General features: G+C 69.3%; 14 protein-coding genes. 7 read left to right on the top strand and 7 right to left on the bottom strand.

Annotation, left to right across the window (positions count from 1 at the left end):
• Positions 1 to 327, bottom strand: a complete 327-nt coding sequence (locus G3W89_RS21635; RefSeq protein WP_162576100.1) for a thioredoxin family protein — start codon at positions 325 to 327, stop codon at positions 1 to 3.
• 81 nt (positions 328 to 408) lie between these two features.
• Positions 409 to 5568, bottom strand: coding sequence for an autotransporter-associated beta strand repeat-containing protein (locus G3W89_RS21630; RefSeq protein ID WP_162576099.1), 5160 nt, complete (start codon positions 5566 to 5568; stop codon positions 409 to 411).
• 311 nt (positions 5569 to 5879) lie between these two features.
• On the opposite strand from G3W89_RS21630, the gene G3W89_RS21625 reads away from it, so the two are divergent.
• Genes G3W89_RS21625 through G3W89_RS21595 form a run of 7 tightly spaced genes read left to right on the top strand, consistent with a single transcriptional unit; the run spans position 5880 to position 13417 of the window.
• Positions 5880 to 6374, top strand: coding sequence for a (2Fe-2S)-binding protein (locus tag G3W89_RS21625; RefSeq protein ID WP_162576098.1), 495 nt, complete (start codon positions 5880 to 5882; stop codon positions 6372 to 6374).
• 11 nt (positions 6375 to 6385) lie between these two features.
• Positions 6386 to 8830 carry a xanthine dehydrogenase family protein molybdopterin-binding subunit gene (locus G3W89_RS21620; RefSeq protein WP_162576097.1) on the top strand — a complete coding sequence of 815 codons (2445 nt, stop codon included), beginning with the start codon at positions 6386 to 6388 and terminating at the stop codon, positions 8828 to 8830.
• A 17-nt stretch (positions 8831 to 8847) separates the two neighbouring features.
• On the top strand, positions 8848 to 9639 hold the full coding sequence (locus G3W89_RS21615; RefSeq protein ID WP_162576096.1) for an FAD binding domain-containing protein: 792 nt from the start codon (positions 8848 to 8850) through the stop codon (positions 9637 to 9639).
• 9 nt (positions 9640 to 9648) lie between these two features.
• Positions 9649 to 10575: an AAA family ATPase gene (locus tag G3W89_RS21610; protein ID WP_162576095.1), complete on the top strand. Its 927-nt coding sequence runs from the start codon at positions 9649 to 9651 to the stop codon at positions 10573 to 10575.
• On the top strand, positions 10576 to 11769 hold the full coding sequence (locus G3W89_RS21605) for a vWA domain-containing protein (protein ID WP_162576094.1): 1194 nt from the start codon (positions 10576 to 10578) through the stop codon (positions 11767 to 11769).
• Between the two features lie 20 nt (positions 11770 to 11789).
• On the top strand, positions 11790 to 12392 hold the full coding sequence (locus G3W89_RS21600) for a CoxG family protein (RefSeq protein ID WP_162576093.1): 603 nt from the start codon (positions 11790 to 11792) through the stop codon (positions 12390 to 12392).
• A 17-nt stretch (positions 12393 to 12409) separates the two neighbouring features.
• Positions 12410 to 13417, top strand: coding sequence for an XdhC family protein (locus G3W89_RS21595; protein ID WP_162576092.1), 1008 nt, complete (start codon positions 12410 to 12412; stop codon positions 13415 to 13417).
• Between the two features lie 39 nt (positions 13418 to 13456).
• Here the strand turns inward: G3W89_RS21595 and G3W89_RS33375 are convergent, their stop codons facing one another.
• From G3W89_RS33375 to G3W89_RS21570, 5 genes are all read right to left on the bottom strand, one after another.
• Positions 13457 to 14314 (bottom strand): hypothetical protein, encoded by an 858-nt coding sequence (locus tag G3W89_RS33375; protein ID WP_232076673.1) that lies wholly within the window; start codon positions 14312 to 14314, stop codon positions 13457 to 13459.
• Positions 14315 to 14529: 215 nt separating this feature from the next.
• On the bottom strand, positions 14530 to 14748 hold the full coding sequence (locus G3W89_RS21585) for a hypothetical protein (RefSeq protein ID WP_162576091.1): 219 nt from the start codon (positions 14746 to 14748) through the stop codon (positions 14530 to 14532).
• A gap of 73 nt (positions 14749 to 14821) precedes the next feature.
• Positions 14822 to 16483 (bottom strand): hypothetical protein, encoded by a 1662-nt coding sequence (locus G3W89_RS21580; protein WP_162576090.1) that lies wholly within the window; start codon positions 16481 to 16483, stop codon positions 14822 to 14824.
• Positions 16480 to 17070: a YceI family protein gene (locus tag G3W89_RS21575; protein WP_162576089.1), complete on the bottom strand. Its 591-nt coding sequence runs from the start codon at positions 17068 to 17070 to the stop codon at positions 16480 to 16482. The genes G3W89_RS21580 and G3W89_RS21575 overlap by 4 nt, the downstream gene beginning before the upstream one ends.
• Positions 17067 to 17840: a CDP-alcohol phosphatidyltransferase family protein gene (locus tag G3W89_RS21570; RefSeq protein ID WP_162576088.1), complete on the bottom strand. Its 774-nt coding sequence runs from the start codon at positions 17838 to 17840 to the stop codon at positions 17067 to 17069. Before G3W89_RS21570 ends, G3W89_RS21575 begins: the two co-directional genes overlap by 4 nt.
• Positions 17841 to 17868: the final 28 nt, after the last annotated feature.

The raw sequence follows: 17868 nt of genomic DNA, 5'->3' as shown, positions 1-17868 counted from the left end.
CTAGGCAGGCTGGGCGAGGCGAGTCAGTTCGTCCGAGATCGCGTCCACGCTGGTGGGACGCACCAGCCGCCCGACTTCCTGCCCGTCGCGCAGGAAGATCAGCGTGGGCCAGAGCTTGATGCCGTAGGAACGGCCCAGCGGCCGGCCGCTGCCGTCCTCGATCTTCAGGTGGCGCAGCGGCTTCGCGCCGTCCAGCGCCTGGGCGATCAGCGGCTGCGCCGCCTTGCAGATGCCGCACCAGGGGGCGCCAAATTCGACGAGCGTCGGGCCGGGGAGGCCGTCGACCTCCGCGCGCGAGGGCTCGGTGCTTGCGTAGTTTGTGTTCATCGCATGATTTTCGGACGGCGTGGCCCGCCGGTGTGCGCGGGGACTTCGGCGCCGGGCGTCGGTCGTGGCTGACGAGCGCATCTACCAGTGCACCCGCAGCCCCGCCGAAGCATTCAGCTGCGACTTCACGCGGGTGTCTCCACCTGAGGCCCACAGCTTGCCGACTTCGCTGTAGAGGCTGGTCGATTCGCTCAGCGACAGCGTGAAGCCGGTTGCCAGTTCGGTGGAGGTGCTGCCGGTGCTGCTGTCGATCGCCGTGATGGCCGCAGGATTGATGAAGCGGGTGCTGTCGTTGCCGCCCGAGGCGCGGTACAGGTTCACCCGGCCATAGGGCTGCAGCCGGCCTGCACTGGTGGCGATATCGCCTTTCACGCGCACCCCCACGCGGGCGAGCCAGCTGCCGTCTCGTTCCTGCTGCACGCGCGCCCCGGCGATGTCGACGTCGTCGACGTCCACCCGCTGGTGCACCAGCTGCGCCTGCGGCTCGATCTGCCAGCCCTCGCCCAGCGCGAAGGACTGGCCGATCTCCAGCGAGGCACTCAGGCTGCTGGCCTTGCCCCGGGTGCGCAGGTTGGCCTGCGGCTTGACCTCGTAGCGGTGGCGCCCGGCCTGCAGCACGCCGTCGGCGTAGAAGCCGCTGGTATCGGTGTAGGTGGCATAGCCGCCCAGGTACTGGCTGCGCAGGTCGTTGCTGCCCACGGTGAGATTGGCGATGCCGCGCGCGAAACCCTTGACCTGCATGTCGCCGTCGAGCTGGCCGACGTAGAGGCCGGCGCGCCAATTGGCGTGGGTCCACAGGTCGGTGCCGGCCTGCAGGCCGCTCAAGCGGCCGTCGCTTTGCGGGCTGACGGTGCCGCCCTGCTGGATGTTCAGGCCCGTGCTGAGCACGCGGCCCCAGGCGCGGCGCTCGCCGGTGGCGGAGGCTGCAGCGGTGGTCTGGGCGCCGGCCGCCGAGCGCACGTCGTCGTCGCCGATGCGCTGGTGCAGGTTGCCGAGCATGGCCAGGTTGCCCTGGCGCAGTTGCTCGGGCAGGGCCGCGAACAGGGGCACCTCGGCGCGGTAGGTCGGCACCTGGATGGGGGCGGCCGCAGGAGGGGCTGGCAGGGCCGGTGGCGCGGGAGGCGCGGGCTGCGGCGGCGGGATGATGGTGCTGGTGGAGCGCAGGTACCAGTTCTCTCCGGCGCCTGCGGCATCGCCCGCCTGCAGGCGGTATTCGTACGCCCCCGCATCCACATGGCCGCCCTGCAGGGCAAAGGCATCTTTCGTGCTCTGCGCAGTGGTGGCGGCGCCGTTGAGCGCACTGATCAGTTCGATGCCGTTGCCGATGGTGAGCGCCCCGAGGCCGCCGAGGTTGACGACCTGCACGGTGGTGCGCCCGCTGGCGACGGCACTCGGGCCGCTGAGGACGAGCCGGTCGCTGGCACTGGTGCTGTCTCCGAGAAACGTGCCCAGGCGCAGCAGGCCGTTGTTGCCCACATAGGGGCCGGTGACGGCGAGGGTGGTGCCCGGTGTTGCGCCGATGAGGGAGACGGTGCCGGCATTGGCGAGGCCAGCGATGCTCTGGCTGAAGCCGGCGAGATCGAGCGTGGCACCGGAGGCGACGCCGTGGGCGGAGGCCGCACTGAAGGTGTTGGCAGCACCCGCGCGCAGGGTGCCTCCGGTGACGGCGGTGGCGCCGCTGTAGGTGTTGGCGCCCGCGAGGACGAGGGTGCCGCTTCCCAACTTGCTCAAGTCCCCAGGCCCGGTGATGGCGCCGGTGAGGGTGGCGGTGAAGGGGCCGGTGTCGATGGCGGGATCGACCGCGTCGGTGAAGGCGATGGGATTGGCCAGGTCGAGGCCATCGGCGGCAAAGCGCAACGTGGTGCCTTCGTGCATGGCGAGTTGGCCGGTGCCCAGCGCACTGTTGTTGCCGACGGCGAGGCTGCCTTGCTTGAGGTCGGTGCCGCCTCTGTAGCTGTTCTCGCCAGTGAGGGTCAAGGTGCCGGCGCCGGTCTTGATCAAACCGCCTGCGCCGCCGACCCCGCCCTGCTGGATCAGCGTCGTACCTGCGAGTGTTTCGATCGTGCCGTTGCGCGTGTCGAGCGTCGTGGCACGGTTCATGGTGAGGTCGGCGGTGGTCCGCAGCATGCCGCCATCGAGGTTCAGCGATCCCGGCGCGGCGCCCAGGTTCCCGTCCGCGGAGATCGACATCGTGCCACTCGTCACAGTGGTGCCGCCGCTGTAGCTGTTGGCGCCGCTGAGGCTCAAGGTGCCGGTGCCTGTCTTGATCAGCGAGCCACCGACCCCGTCGATTGCTCCACTCGCCACCGTCGACAGGCCGTTGCCGCCGACCGTGAGCTGGTTGGCGCCGAGGGCATATCGGCCCGCTCCTTCGATGGAGCCTGCCGACAGCTGGCCATCCCCAGCGGCGCCGGCGCTTTGCGAGAAGTCGACAACACCGCCAGCGGCCGTGACGAACCTGGCCTGGGCCATGGAGCTTCGATCATGGAAGCGGGTCGCTGCGTTGGCGGCGGTGGTGATGACGGCACTGCCGGCCGTCGCGGTGTCGAAGAAGTCCGTCGTCGCGTTGTTGGTGATGGCCGCCTGGCCCGCCGAACCCGCACCCCGAAAGTTCAGCGCGGCATTGTTCTGGATGGTGGTGATGGCCGCGGTGTTGGCACTGGCGATATCAAGGGTTGCGTTGTTGACGACCGGACCCGCCAGCGTCGCCATGGCGTCGAGCACCAAGGTGCCGGCATTGTTGGTGGTGCCGCCTGTGTAGGCATCGGCGCCCGACAGCACCAGCGTACCCGCACCCTGCTTGATCAAGCCGCCCGTCCCGGTGAGCGCTTGAGCGACGCTGAAGCGGGCATTGCCATCGACGATGTCGAAGCCGCCGCCGCTGGCACCCCAGTTGATGCCGCGCGCGATGGACGTGAATGCGGTCCCGGTGACTTGCAGCGTCCCGCCGTCGAAGGTGAGCGCGCCAGAAACTGCGCCGAGGTTGGCGTCGCCCGCGACCGACAGCGTACCGGCCGAGATCGTGGTGCCGCCGCTGTAGCTGTTGGCGCCGCTGAGGCTCAAGGTGCCGGTGCCTGTCTTGATCAGCGAGCCACCGGCCCCGTCGATTGCTCCACTCGCCACCGTCGACAGGCCGTTGCCGCCGACCGTGAGCTGGTTGGCGCCGAGGGCATATCGGCCCGCTCCTTCGATGGAGCCTGCCGACAGCTGGCCATCCCCAGCGGCGCCGGCGCTTTGCGAGAAGTCGACAACACCGCCAGCGGCCGTGACGAACCTGGCCTGGGCCATGGAGCTTCGATCATGGAAGCGGGTCGCTGCGTTGGCGGCGGTGGTGATGACGGCACTGCCGGCCGTCGCGGTGTCGAAGAAGTCCGTCGTCGCGTTGTTGGTGATGGCCGCCTGGCCCGCCGAACCCGCACCCCGAAAGTTCAGCGCGGCATTGTTCTGGATGGTGGTGATGGCCGCGGTGTTGGCACTGGCGATATCAAGGGTTGCGTTGTTGACGACCGGACCCGCCAGCGTCGCCGTGGCGTCGAGCACCAAGGTGCCGGCATTGTTGGTGGTGCCGCCCGTGTAGGCATTGGCGCCCGACAGCACCAGCGTACCCGCACCCTGCTTGATCAAGCCGCCCGTCCCGGTGAGCGCTTGAGCGACGCTGAAGCGGGCATTGCCATCGACGATGTCGAAGCCGCCGCCGCTGGCACCCCAGTTGATGCCGCGCGCGATGGACGTGAATGCGGTCCCGGTGACTTGCAGCGTCCCGCCGTCGAAGGTGAGCGCGCCAGAAACTGCGCCGAGGTTGGCGTCGCCCGCGACCGAAAGCGTACCGGCCGAGATCGTGGTGCCGCCGCTGTAGGTGTTGGCGCCCGACAGGACCAGTCGCCCGGCGCCGCGCTGGATGAGGCCGATGCTGCCGGCATTCGAGCCGGTGCCGTCGGAGCCGGTCTGGTCGGCGATCGCGTCGGCCACGGTCTGCGTGGCACCGGCGTCGGACATGAAGGCGAGCGTGCCCGTACCCTGCATGAAAATGCCCGCGCCGAAGGCCGAGCCGTCCTGCCCTCGGCCGCCATTGCCCCGCACGCCGGCAACCACGCTGTTGCCGCTGACCTGGGAGGCACCACTCCAGGTGAGCGAACCCCCTTCCATGACGAAGACCGCACCGCCCATGCCGGCGCCGCCTCCACCGGCACCCAAGACGCCACCACCGATCAGCGCTCCACCGTCGCCACCCCCGAAGCCACCGGCGGCCGTGCCGATCCCGGCGGCTCCGCCGCCACCGCCGCCGAAGCCGCCCACTCCCCCGATCGCATTGCCAGCGCCGCCGCCGCCTCCAAATCCTCCGCGCCCTCCGACGCCGTCGAATCCCCAGGCTCCGCTGCCGCCGCCGCCGCCGCCCAATCCGCCGGCTCCGCCATGGGTGCTCACAGCAACGCCGTTGAAGCCACCACCACCGCCACCGGAGTAGGCGCCGCCAATGCCGCCATTTCCGCTGTTGCCTGCACCGCCATTCGGCCCACCACCGTTGCCACCCACGAGCAGGTTCCCGGCACTGGCGCTGGCGCCGTCGCCGAACAAGCCGCCGCCTCCGTTGCCAACCCCGGTGCCCAATGTCACGCCGCCGCCTCCACTGCCGCCCATCCCGCCCCCGCCGCCTTGACCATTGAGGTCGAGCAGCGGGCTGGTGGCGTCGCCACCGTTACCTCCGATTGCGCGGTTGCCGAAGATGGTCACGTCCCTCAAATCTGCGGCCGCGCCCTGGGCCACGAACACCGCCGCGCCTGCGCCCATGCCGCCACCGCCGCCGGAGAGACCCTGCCCACCCTGCCCGCCCTGGGCCCGCAGGCTCTGCATCGTCAGATTGCTGATGCTCGCCGTGCCGGCGCCAATAAAGAACCCACGGTAGGTATTGGCGCCATCCAGGGTGTGGCCATTGCCGTCGATCGCTGCATTGCCATTCAGCACGCCGATGCTGGCCGTGAGCGTGATGTCGGCCGTGAGCGTGATCGTGCTGTCCGTGGCGACGTTGGCAATGCAGCTGGCCAACGTGCCGGTGTCGCTTGCATTGCAGGCGAAGGCCGATGGTGCGGACCAGCCGAGCAAGCAGGCACTCGCAAGCAAGCCGAGACGGGCCGCGCCAATCCTCGCGCTGCCGCCGCGTTTGCCTCGCGCGCGAACGTTTTCGGGGACGGCGACCCAGGCGCCCAGTGCGGGACTCCAAAGACTGCGATGCATTCTGTTCATGACGAAACTTTCGAGTTGGGTGGAGAGCCCGCGCGCGTTGGTACGCGTCTTTTAGGGGGCAGGGTCGATGTGGCGGGAATGCCGAGCAAGGAGGGCAAGCTCTCCCAAACGCACGCGCAAACGGCGAGACTGTATCCGCGAAATCCTGATGCGGATTAGAGGAAGCATGCAAATGCGCCGCGCCCCGGCGGCGGGGCCGCCCTCGATCCATGGCATGACAAGCCCTAGGGTTTTGCCTAGGGCTGCGTCCCCGGCCGGCGTCCAACATGCGATGTCCGAATCCAGCCATCACCAAAAACGGAGAGAGCCACATGCAGGTTTCATTCACGGTCAACGGCCGCGCAGTCACGGTCGATGCACCTCCCAACACCTTCCTCGTGCAAGCGATCCGCGAGCGCCTCAACCTCACGGGCACCCACGTAGGCTGCGACACGGCGCAGTGCGGCGCCTGCACGATCCTGGTCGATGGCCGGGCGGTCAAGTCATGCAACGTGCTGGTGGGCCAGATGGCGGGCAAGACCATCACCACCATCGAAGGCATTGCCCAATCAGACGGCACGCTGCATCCGATGCAGGCGGCTTTCAAGGAGTGCCACGGCCTGCAGTGCGGCTTCTGCACCCCGGGCATGGTGATGAGCGCCATCGACCTGTGCACCCACCACCCCAAGGCCAGCGAGACCGAGATCCGCGAGCTGCTGGACGGCAACCTGTGCCGCTGCACCGGCTACCAGAACATCGTCAAGGCCGTGCAGATGGGCGGCGAGGCCATGGCGGCAGCGCCGGCCCAGACCTCGGCCACGGCATAAGGAGCACCACCATGGGCGCACCCGACTTCGCGAAGCTGCCGCACATCGGCGAGGCACTCAGGCGCAAGGAAGACTACCGCTTCCTCACCGGCGCCGGGCAATACACCGACGACGTGAACCTGGCCAACCAGTCGCATGCCGTGTTCCTGCGCTCGCCGCATGCGCATGCGGCGATCAAGTCCATCGACACCGCGGCGGCCTCGAAGATGCCTGGCGTGGTGGGCATCTTCAGCGGCAAGGACATCGACGGCAAGATGGGCGGGCTGCCCTGCGGCTGGCTCATCAACAACCCCGACGGCACGCCGATGAAGGAGCCGCCGCACCCCATTCTCGCCATCGGCAAGGTGCGCTACGTGGGCGACCACGTGGCCATGGTGGTGGCCGATACCGTGGAGCAGGCGAAGGACGCCGCCGAGGCCATCGAGGTCGAGTACGAGGTGCTGCCCGCGGTGGTGAGCGTGGCCGATGCCGCGAAGAAGGCCAGCGGCGTCACCCTTCATGACGCGGCGCCCGACAACCAGTGCTACAAGTGGGCGCTGGGCGACAAGGCGCTGGTCGAGGCGGCCTTTGCCAAGGCGGCGCACGTGACCAGGCTGGACCTCGTCAACAACCGGCTGGTGCCCAACCCGATGGAGCCGCGCGTTGCCATCGGCAGCTACAGCCGCGCGAACGACGAGTACACGCTCTACGTCGCCAACCAGAACCCGCATGTGGAGCGGCTCTTGATGACGGCCTTCGTGCTGGGTCTGCCCGAGCACAAGGTGCGGGTGATCGCGCCGGACGTGGGCGGCGGCTTCGGCTCCAAGATCTTCCTCTACGCAGAGGACGTGGCGCTGACATGGGCCGCGAAGCAGCTCAATCGCAGCATCAAGTGGACCGGCGAGCGCTCTGAATGCTTCCTGTCCGACGCGCATGGGCGCGACCATGTGAGCCATGCCGAGATGGCCATGGACAAGGACGGCAAGTTCCTGGCGCTGCGCGTGCACACCGACGCCAACCTGGGCGCGTACCTGTCGACCTTCTCGACGGCGGTGCCGACCATCCTCTACGCGACGCTGCTGGCGGGTCAGTACACCACGCCGCAGATCTACGTGGAGGTAGATGCCTGGTTCACCAACACCGCGCCGGTCGATGCCTACCGCGGCGCCGGCCGGCCCGAGGCCACCTACCTGCTGGAGCGGCTGGTCTCGCGCTGCGCCTGGGAGATGAACCTGGGCCAGGACGAGATCCGCAAGCGCAACTTCATTACCGAGTTTCCCTACCAGACGCCGGTTGCGCTGCAGTACGACACGGGCGACTTCCACGCCTCCATGGACAAGGCGAAGGAGCTGGCCGAGGTGGCTGGCTTCGCCGAGCGCAAGAAGGCGAGCGAGGCCAATGGCAAGCTGCGCGGCATCGGCTACTCCAGCTACATCGAGGCTTGCGGCATTGCGCCCTCCAACATCGCTGGAGCGCTCGGCGCGCGCGCGGGCCTGTTCGAATGCGGGGAGATCCGCGTGCACCCGACCGGCAGCGTGACCGTCTTCACCGGCTCGCACAGCCATGGACAGGGCCACGAGACCACCTTTGCGCAGGTGGTCGCGGCGCGGCTCGGCATCCCGGTCGAGAACGTGGACGTGGTGCATGGCGATACCGGCCGCGTGCCCTTCGGCATGGGCACCTACGGATCGCGCTCGATCTCGGTCGGAGGCGCGGCGATCATGAAGGCGCTCGACAAGATCGAGACCAAGGCCAAGAAGATCGCTGCCCACCTGATGGAAGCGAGCGATGCGGACGTGGAGTTCGCCAATGGCGAGTTCACCATCAAGGGCACCGACAAGAAGATCCCCTTCGGCCAGGTAGCGCTGACCGCTTACGTGCCGCACAACTACCCGCTCGACAAGCTGGAGCCGGGGCTCGACGAGACCGCCTTCTACGACCCGACCAATTTCACCTTCCCGGGTGGCACATACATCTGCGAGGTGGAGGTGGACAAGCAGACCGGCGAGGTGAAGGTTGACAGCTTCACCGCGGTGGACGACTTCGGCACCATCATCAACCCGCTGATCGTGGAGGGCCAGGTGCACGGCGGCATCGTGCAGGGCCTGGGCCAGGCGCTGATGGAGAACTGCGTCTACGACAAGGAAAGCGGCCAGCTGCTGACCGGTAGCTTCATGGACTACGCCATGCCGCGCGCCGACGATTTCCCGATGTTCAAGCTCGACACCACCTGCACGCCCTGCACCCACAACCCGCTCGGCACCAAGGGCTGCGGCGAGGCCGGCGCCATCGGCTCGCCGCCGGCACTGATCAACGCGGTGCTCGATGCGCTGGCGCCGCTCGGCGTGAAGGACTTCGACATGCCCGCGTCGCCCCACCGCGTGTGGGAAGCCATCCAGAAGGGCAGCGTGAGCCCGACGCAGGAACCGCAGCAAGCGCCCTTGACCGCCAGCACCCAGGGCCGTCCGGCGCCCTGACACGGAGGAAATCGAACATGTATGCCTTTACCCTCGAACGTCCCGCCACCGTGGCGGATGCGGCAAAGCTGGCGGGTGCCGGCGGCAAGCTGCTGGCCGGCGGCCAGACCCTGCTGGCCTCGATGAAGCTGCGCCTCGCGGCGCCCGAGCAACTGGTCGATCTCGGCGGCATCCAGGAGCTGGCCGGCATCAGGAAGGAGGGCAATGCCTTCGTGATCGGCGCGATGACGCGCCATCTCGATGTCGGCGCCAACGCGGAGATCAAGGCCGCCTTCCCGGCCCTGGCCTGGCTCGCCGACCATATCGGCGACCGCCAGGTCCGCGCCATGGGCACCCTCGGCGGCTCGCTGGCCAACAACGATCCGTCGGCCTGCTACCCGAGCGCCGTGCTGGGCTCGGGCGCCACCGTCATCACCAGCAAGCGCGAGATCGCGGCCGACGACTTCTTCCAGGGCCTGTTCGCGACAGCCTTGGGAGAGGACGAGCTGATCACCGCGGTCCGCTTCCCGGTCCCGAAGCGCGCGGCCTACGAGAAGCTGCGGCAGAAGGCCTCCAACTTCCCGCTGGTCGGCATCTTCGTGACCCAGGGCGATGCGGGGGTGCGCGTGGCCGTCACCGGCGCGGGCAATGGCGTGTTCCGCCACAAGGGACTCGAAGAGGCGCTGGGCAAGAGCTTCACGCCCGAGGCCGCGGCCGGCGTGAAGATCGACGCGAGCGAGCTCAACAGCGACCTGCATGCGACGGCTGCCTACCGCGCCAATCTGATCAGCGTGTTGACGCAGCGCGCAGTGCGCAAGGCATTGGGCTAAGCTTTCCGGATGACCGACATCACGCCTGCCGCGGCCTCCCCGTTCCCCACCATCGACGCGGTCGTGCAGGCGCTGGAAAGCGCGGGCTACTACGCCGACCGGCGGCTGGCGACGGCGGTGTTTCTCGCGCTCAGGCTGCAGCGCCCGCTGCTGCTGGAGGGCGAGCCCGGCGTGGGCAAGACCGAGCTGGCCAAGGCGCTGTCGAGCGCGCTGCAGCGCGAGCTGCTGCGCCTGCAGTGCTACGACGGCCTGGAGCAGCGCGAGGCGCTTTACGAATGGAACTATGCGGCGCAGCTGCTGCACATGCGCGCGGCCGAGGCGCATGGTGCCGCGCGTGATGTCGAGGCCGAGGTCTACCAGCCGCACTATTTGATCCGCCGGCCGCTCCTCCAGGCCTTGCAAGCGCCGGCGCCAGGCGCCGTGCTGCTGATCGACGAGGTCGATCGCGCCGACGAGCCCTTCGAGGCTTTCCTGCTCGAATACCTGGGCGAATACCAGGTCAGCATTCCCGAGCTGGGCACGGTGCGCGCGCTGGTGCCGCCCGTCACGCTGCTCACCAGCAATCGCACGCGCGAGCTCCACGACGCGGTCAAGCGCCGCTGCCTCTATCACTGGCTCGACTACCCCGATCGCGAGCGCGAGCTATCGATCGTGCGCGCGCAGGTGCCGGGCGCCAGCGAACGCTTGTCCGAGCAGGTGGCGGCCTTCGTCGCGGGACTGCGCAGCGCGCCCTTCGCGAATGCCTTCCAGCGCGCGCCCGGCATCGCCGAAAGCGTGGAATGGGCGCGGGCGCTCGTCGCGCTCGATACGCTGGCCCTCGACCCCGAGGTCGTGGTGGACACCGCCGGCATCCTCTTCAAGCAGCGCGACGACGTGGCGGCGTTGACGCACGAGCTCGCCTCGGAACTGTTGAAGGCGCCTGAGGCGGGGACATGAATGCAGCAACTCGGTGACGCTCGCCGCGGCAAGCTCGCCGACAACATGGCCGGCTTCGGCCGTGCACTGCGGCGCGCCGGCGTGCGAACCGATTCGGCCCGCATCGCCCTCGCGGCCGAAGCGGCGATGCTCGTGGGCGTGCAAAGCCGGCCCGATCTCGCCGCCGCGATGGAGGCCGTGATGATCAGCCGTGAACAGGACCGCGGGGTTTTCCGCGAGCTCTTCGATGCATGGTTCCGCGACCCCGAGCTCGCCGCCAAGCTGCTCGCGCAGATGCTGCCGAGCGCCGAAGGAAAGGCCGAGCCCTCGAAGCGCCGGCCGCGCGTGCGCGAGGCGCTTGCCGCGCCGCGCGAGACCGTGCAGGCTGCCCAGACCGAGCGCGAGGTCGACTTCGATGCCGCCATGACCGCCAGCGACCGCCAGCGCATGCACCATGCCGACTTCAACGCGCTGGGCGCCGCCGAGTACCGCCTGGTCGAGCGGCTGGCGCGCGACGTTGCGCTGCCGGTGCCCACCATCGCCGCCCGTCGCTTGCACGCGGCCGGCAACGCGGGTGCCCATTCGCGCATGAACTGGCCGGGCGTCTGGCACGAAGCGGGCCGCACGGGCGGCGAGATGCTGCGCCTGCCGCGGCTTGCGCGGCGTACGCAGCCGCTGCCCCTCTTGGTGCTGATCGATGTCTCCGGGTCGATGGAGCGTTATGCGCGCCTGTTGCTGGCCTTCCTGCATGCGGCGACGCGCCGCGCCGGGCGGCGCGACGTGTTCGCCTTCGGCACGCAGCTGACGGACCTGACCCCGGCCTTCCGCATCGCCGATACCGACGTGATGCTGCGCGCGGCCGGCGAGGCGATCGCCGATTTCGCAGGCGGTACGCGCCTGGGCTCGTCGCTGGCCGAGCTGCACCGGCACCACGCGCGCCGATTGACGGGCCGCCGCACGCTCGTGCTGGTGATCAGCGACGGCCTCGACACCGGCGAGCCCGAGGTGCTGGAGCGCGAGCTGCTGTGGCTCAAGCGCCATTCGCGGCGCGTGCTGTGGCTCAACCCTTTGCTGCGCTATGAAGGCTATGCCCCGCTGGCGCGCGGGGCTGCGGTGCTGCACCGCCATGCGGACGCGATGCTCGCGGTCCACAATCTCAACGCACTGGAACAACTGGCCTCCAGCCTTGCGGCACTGATGCGCTGCGGCCGTTGACGAAGAACAAAGGAACCATCATGGAAATGCTCGGCAACCGCCGCCTCCCGATCACGCAGCAGCAGGCCTGGGAGGCGCTCAACGATCCGGAGACGCTCAAGAAGTGCATCCCCGGCTGCGACAAGTTCGAGCCCGTCGGCGACAACGAATACACGGTGGCGCTGGCCGTGAAGATCGGCCCGGTCTCGGCCAAGTTCAATGGCAAGGTCAGGCTCGCCGACATCACGCCTCCCGACAGCTACAAGCTCTCCTTCGAAGGGCAGGGCGGCGTGGCCGGCTTCGCCAAGGGCTCGTCGGGCGTGACGCTCAAGCCGGTGGACGGCACCGATTCGGCGTGCGAGCTCGACTACACGGTGCAGGCGCAGGTCGGCGGCAAGATCGCGCAGCTGGGCCAGCGCCTGATCGACGGCGCGGCCAAGTCGACGGCCGACGACTTCTTCAAGCGCTTCGAGGCCGAGATGCAGGCGCGCTACGGTCCGCCTCCCGCTGTCGAGAGTACCGAGGCGCAGGCTGGAGAGTCCTCCGAGAAGACCGGCAAGATGGCAGGCCTGATGCGCAAGATGGGTTTCGGCAAGAAGGACGACACGCCCGACGCGGACGCCGGCGAGAAGCCGGCCGAATAGCGAGACGGAAGACGAGCATGGAAAACCTCGACGTGATGGTCCTGCGCACGCTGCGCGACTGGCGGCTCGCGGGCCGCCGCGCGCTGCTCACGACGGTGGTGCGCACCTGGGGCTCCTCGCCGCGGCCGATCGGCTCGATCATGGCGCTGGCCGAGGACGGTGCGGTGGTCGGCTCGGTCTCGGGCGGCTGCATCGAGGACGACCTGATCGCGCGCTACAGCCGCGCCCATGGCGCCCCGGGCGAAATGCCCTCGGGCCCGCCGAATCTGGTCAAGTACGGCATCACCGCCGACGAGGCGCACCGCTTCGGTCTGCCCTGCGGCGGCACGCTGGAGCTGCTGCTCGAGTACGACCTCGATGCCGCCTCGCTGGCTGCGCTGGTGGAGCAACTGGAGCAGGGAAGGCTGATGCAGCGTTCGGTCTCGCTGGCCGACGGCGTTGTGCGGGTTGCCGAGGCGAGTGCGCCCGCCGAGCTCACTGTCAACGACAAGGAGCTGGTCAACACCTTCGGGCCCGAGTACCGCATGCTGCTGATCGGCGCCGGCCAGCTCGCCGAATACCTGTCGACCATGGCCAAGTTCAGCGGCTTCGCGGTCACGCTGTGCGACCCGCGCGCCGAGTACCGCACAGCCTGGTCCACGCCGGGCGTGACGATCAGCACCGAGATGCCCGACGATGCCGTGCTCGCCTTCAAGCCCGACCGCCGCAGCTGCGTGGTCGCGCTCACGCACGACCCCAAGCTCGACGACCTCGCCCTGCTGGAGGCGCTGCAGAGCGACGCCTTCTATGTCGGCGCGATCGGCTCCCGCCGCAACGCGCAGGCGCGGCGCGAGCGGATGATCGAGCACTTCGAGCAGACCGATGCCTCGCTCGCGCGCCTGCGCGGCCCGATCGGCATCTACATCGGCAGCAAGACGCCGCCGGAGATCGCCGTCAGCGTGATGGCGGAGATCCTGGCGGTGAAGAACAACGTGACGCTGCCGCGCGAGACCGACGTTGCGGTGGCCAAGGCGGCGGCGGGCTGAACGGCCCCGGCATGGATTCGCCCGGGCCGCGCACCGCGATCAGCGGTAGCCTGGCTCGTTGGGGTTGTGGATGATCCAGATCAGGTAGCCGCTGCCGAAGTCGCCCATGCCGCCGCCGGCGAAGATCAGGCGGCCCTGGCCCTTGTAGGTCATCTCGAAGCGGTGCCGGTCGGCGCCGAAGTAGAACGGAATCCAGGCCTTGCCGGTGATGTAGGCGCCCTGGTCCGTGGGCGGGCCCGCGAGGTCGGTCACCTGCCGCACCGGCATGCCGATCTGCAGCCTGGTGAATTTGCTGTTGGCTGCGGGGTTGCCGGTGATTTCGCCTTCGTACTCGTTCAAGCCCTTGACGGTCCGGCCACTGCCGGCCTCGACCTTGGACGAATCGAGCACATTCCCCTGGGCATCCATGCCGGGCTTGGCGGGGCCGCCCGTGCGGGGCGCCGGGGCCGGCTGGGGTGCTGCCGGCGCAGGGGCTGTAGCGGGCGCCGGCGCAGGGGCGGCAGCCGCCCTGGCGGGCTCCGCAGCCGTGGGGCTGCAGCGCTCGAGGTCGAGGATCTTCTGCTTCGTCCTGGCGACGAAGCGCAGGTCCTGGACCTTCGTCGTGACCTCGCCACCCGTGAAGCCGCCTGCGACCGCGCGGCACCGGAAGAAGACCGGATCGCCGTTCTCGGCGGTGTACGTCCCCGCGGGTGCATTGCGGCCCCTGGCCCGCGCGAGGTTCAGCAGCACGGTCTGGCCCACGACGTTCTGCTTGACCGATTTCTCCGTGCCGACCGCCAGCAACTCGGACAGCTCTCGGTAGCTCAGGCCTTCGGGCACCGGCGGCGGTGCGGGCGGTGCAGCGGGTGCAGGCGCGGCCTGCGCTGCCGGCGCGGGCGCGGCGGCCTCGGCGGACATGCGGGACTGCGTCGAGCAGCCCCCGAGCATGAAAGAGGCGGCGGCTGCAACAGCCAGGGGGAGGGGGCTCCTCAGGATCACTCTGGATACTCCATGTTGATGTTGATGTTGCGATGCCCGCGCGCGCGCAAGCGAGCCGCATTCTGACCGAGCTGGAGACCCGGACGCGGCGTGAAGGAGGGGGGCTTGTCGGGCCAGTCAGGCCCAGGTCGCATTCAGTGCTTGCGCAGGCCGGCGAGGAAGGTGGTGCTGCGGCCGAAGGCGCGCTGCAGCTGCTTCGACTCGCGGGCCTCTTTGCTTGCCATTGAATAGGCGAAGCTCGCGGCGGCCAGCACGAAGCAGGTGCCGATGGCGATCAGGAGACCGGTGAAGGAACCCAGCCACCAGGCCGTGACAGGGATCGCGATGCTGACAAGAAGGAGAAGGATGCGCATGGGCGAAAAGGTATCAGACCACGCGCCTCCGCGACTGTGAACTATTGCTCGGAACAGTCCTTCGCGATCCGCCTCATTCAGCCGCGCCCGGCAAGCCGGTCCGGCTGCCATCGAAGACTTCGAGCAGCAGCGGCGTGAGCGCATGCATGCGCATGGCCGCGGGCTCCGGTTCCGGCAACAGGCCCGGCTTGAAGCCGTGGGCCTCGAAGCGTCTGAGCAGGGCGGCGTCGCCGCTGATGATGTGGACCGGCACGTCCCAGGAGGCGCCGGTGCCGCTCACGCTGGCGAGCGGCTGGTGGTCGCCGATCACGATGGTCAGCAGCTGCCGCGGGGCACGGTGTTCGAGATAGTCGCCCAGCCATCGGAAGGTGTAGGCCAGGGATTCGAGATAGGCCGGCACTGGCGTTTGCCACGAGACCGGCAAGGCCAGTGATCGCGCCACTTCGGCCGACGTATAGGCCTCATGGCCCGTGAGCTTGTGCCAGTCCGTCACATAGGGCGCCAGCGGCCGGAAGGGTGCGTGGCTCGCGAGCGTCGCAAAGACCATGAAGCGCGGGGCGCGCTGGCTGGGCGGGCTGGTCAATTCCTGCGCATGCAGCAGCGCCATCGAGACCTGGTCGGGAATGCGCCAATAGCCGAAGGCCGGCCCGCGGTAGCCGATGCGCTCGGCATCGCCATAGCGATCGAAGCCGTAGAAGCGGCCTTCGGGCCAAGGCCGCTGCAGGCCGGGCATCCAGTTCACGGTGCGCCAGCCGCTGGCCTGGAAGTGGCGCACCAGGGTCGACCGCTGCGTGGCCAGCAGCAGCTCGTAGGCGCCGGGGTCCTGCATGTCGACGCCGCTCAGCAGTTCGGCATGGGCCAGCCACGATGCGCCGCCGTAGGTGGGCGAGCGCACGCGCGCCGACACCACCTGCAGCCCGCCGGCGGCAAGCGCCTGCGCGAAGGCCGCGCGTTGCGGCGCGAGGGCGGCGGCTTGCCGCGGATCGTCGAGCGTGGTGACGCCATACGACTCGGCGAAGAGCAGCAGCACGTCCGCACCATGCAGGCCGGCGAGGCCGCCTTGCGCGAAGTCGGGGCTGGGCGCGAGGCGCGCGCTGGCCTGTCCGGGCAGCAACTGGCCCGCCAGGACCCCGGCCTGGTGGGCGAGGATCGGCGCGACCGGCATGGAGAAGAACCAGCGCGTGTCGCGCCCGCCGATGCCGTGCGCCGCGAAGCAGGCGCCGAGCAGCAGGCCGGCCAGTCCGATCGCCGGCCGCGGTGGTGTCCAGGCGAGCGCCTGCGCAACCGCGCGCCAGCAGCGTAGTGCCAGCGCGTACAGCAGCAGCGGCACGGCCATCACCGCCAGTGCGCCCATGCCGATCTGCCAGGCCGAGAACTCGCCCATGCGAAGTACCTCCAGCGCGTGGCGACTATCCCAATAGAGGTTGAGCTGGCGGCCGAACACGGCAGACACCGTGACGTCGAGGTAGCGCGCGACGACCCAGAAACTGCTCGCGGCCGCCAGCATCCGCAGCACGCCAATGCCGGGCCGGCCGCGCGAGGCGATCCACGCCGCAAGCAGCAGCAGCGCCACCACCAGCTCGAAGGACAGCCGCAGCGCGGGGCGCGGCCACAGGCCGGGGCCGTGGTTCTCCAGCGTGAGAAGTGCGTTGAGCAGCAGCAGCGGCAAGGCGAAGCGCGCCGTCCAGCCGCACCCACCCACGCACGGCGTCAGGGGGCCGCGCGCGGCGGTCACTTGCGCCTGGCCTCGAACTCGATAATCAACGCCACCTCGTCGCCAACCCACCCGTTGTCGACACCGTACCGCATGCCATACGCGCTGCGCTTGAAGCTGCCGCGCGCCGAGACACCCATGATGTAGGCCTTGTCGATGGGCGAGGCGCCGCTCTTGTTCCAGGTTGCGCTGAGCGTGAGCGGCTGGGTGCGGCCCAGCAGTTCGAGCTGGCCCGCGATGTCGAAGGTGCGCTCGCCGGTGCGCTTGGCATCCACGGCGGTGAAGACCATGCGCGGAAACTCGGCGCTGTTGAGGAAGTCGGCGCTCTTCAGATGCCGGTCGCGGCTGGCGTAGTTGCTGAACACGCTTTGCGTGTCGATCTCGATGCGCACCTGGCTGAGCGCGGCGGTGGCTTCGTCGAAGCTGTAGCTGCCGCGCGCAGCGCGGAACAGGCCCAGCACCTTGGCGTAGCCGATGTGCTCGACCAGGAAAGCCACGGTGAGGTGCTCGGGGTCGAGCTCGTAGCGCGCGGGCTCTGCGCGGGCGGATGCCGCGGCGAACGTCAGCAGGAAGGCCGCGCACAGCGTGCGGACAGCGGGAGCTTTCATGTCGCAGTCTCCGGTGGAATGTCTCGGTGGCGCAGCAGCCAGGCGATGTCGATCGCGAAGGACGCCGCCAGCAGGGTGAGGCTCGCGGCCGCGAGCGCGCGGCTCCAGGGCAGCGCGATGATCGGGCCGAGGCACGCGATGAGGCTGGTGATCTGCACCACGCACACCGTCTTGCGGCGCCTGCTGGAGGGCAGCGTGCGCGCCAGCCAGGGCCAGGGCCGTGCGGCCAGGACGAAGACATGGCGCATCAGGCCAGCCGTCAGGATCCACGGGCCCGCCTTGCCGAAATGCACGACCAGCATCGACAGCACCAGGACCAGTAGCGCATCGGTTTCCATGTCGAAGCGGGCGCCGAAGTTGCTGGACAGGCAGCCCCGGCGCGCAAGGGGTCCGTCGAGCGCATCGAGCAGCGCGGCGCTGGCGGCGACTGCGATGCTGCCCCAGGCCATGGCGTCGTGGGCGGGCTCGCCGATCAGCGCTGCCAGGACCGCGATCAGCGCCAGGCGCGCCAGTGTCACGCGGTTGGCGGCGCCGAACCGCATGTTCGGCGCGTGCGCAGCGAGCCCTGCGAGCACCAGCGCGAAGGCCACCGCGAACACGGCGAGCGATTTAAGCTGGAACCAGGGACCGAGCTCGCCCAGGCGGCCCAGCAAGGCAGCCAGCGCGGCCAGCAGCAGGAAGCAGGGCAGGGCTTCGCGCCAGGCATCGCGGCGCAGCGCGGCCAGGCGCGCCGCCCCGGACGCAGGCGCATGAGGGGATCGCGTGAGCATGGTCTTAAGATCGGTTGCCGAACACGAA

The organism is Variovorax sp. PBL-H6 (assembly GCF_901827155.1).
GTDB lineage: Bacteria > Pseudomonadota > Gammaproteobacteria > Burkholderiales > Burkholderiaceae_C > Variovorax.
The sequence above is the reverse complement of the archived record's forward strand: the minus strand, read 5'-3'. Positions and strand labels throughout refer to the sequence as shown.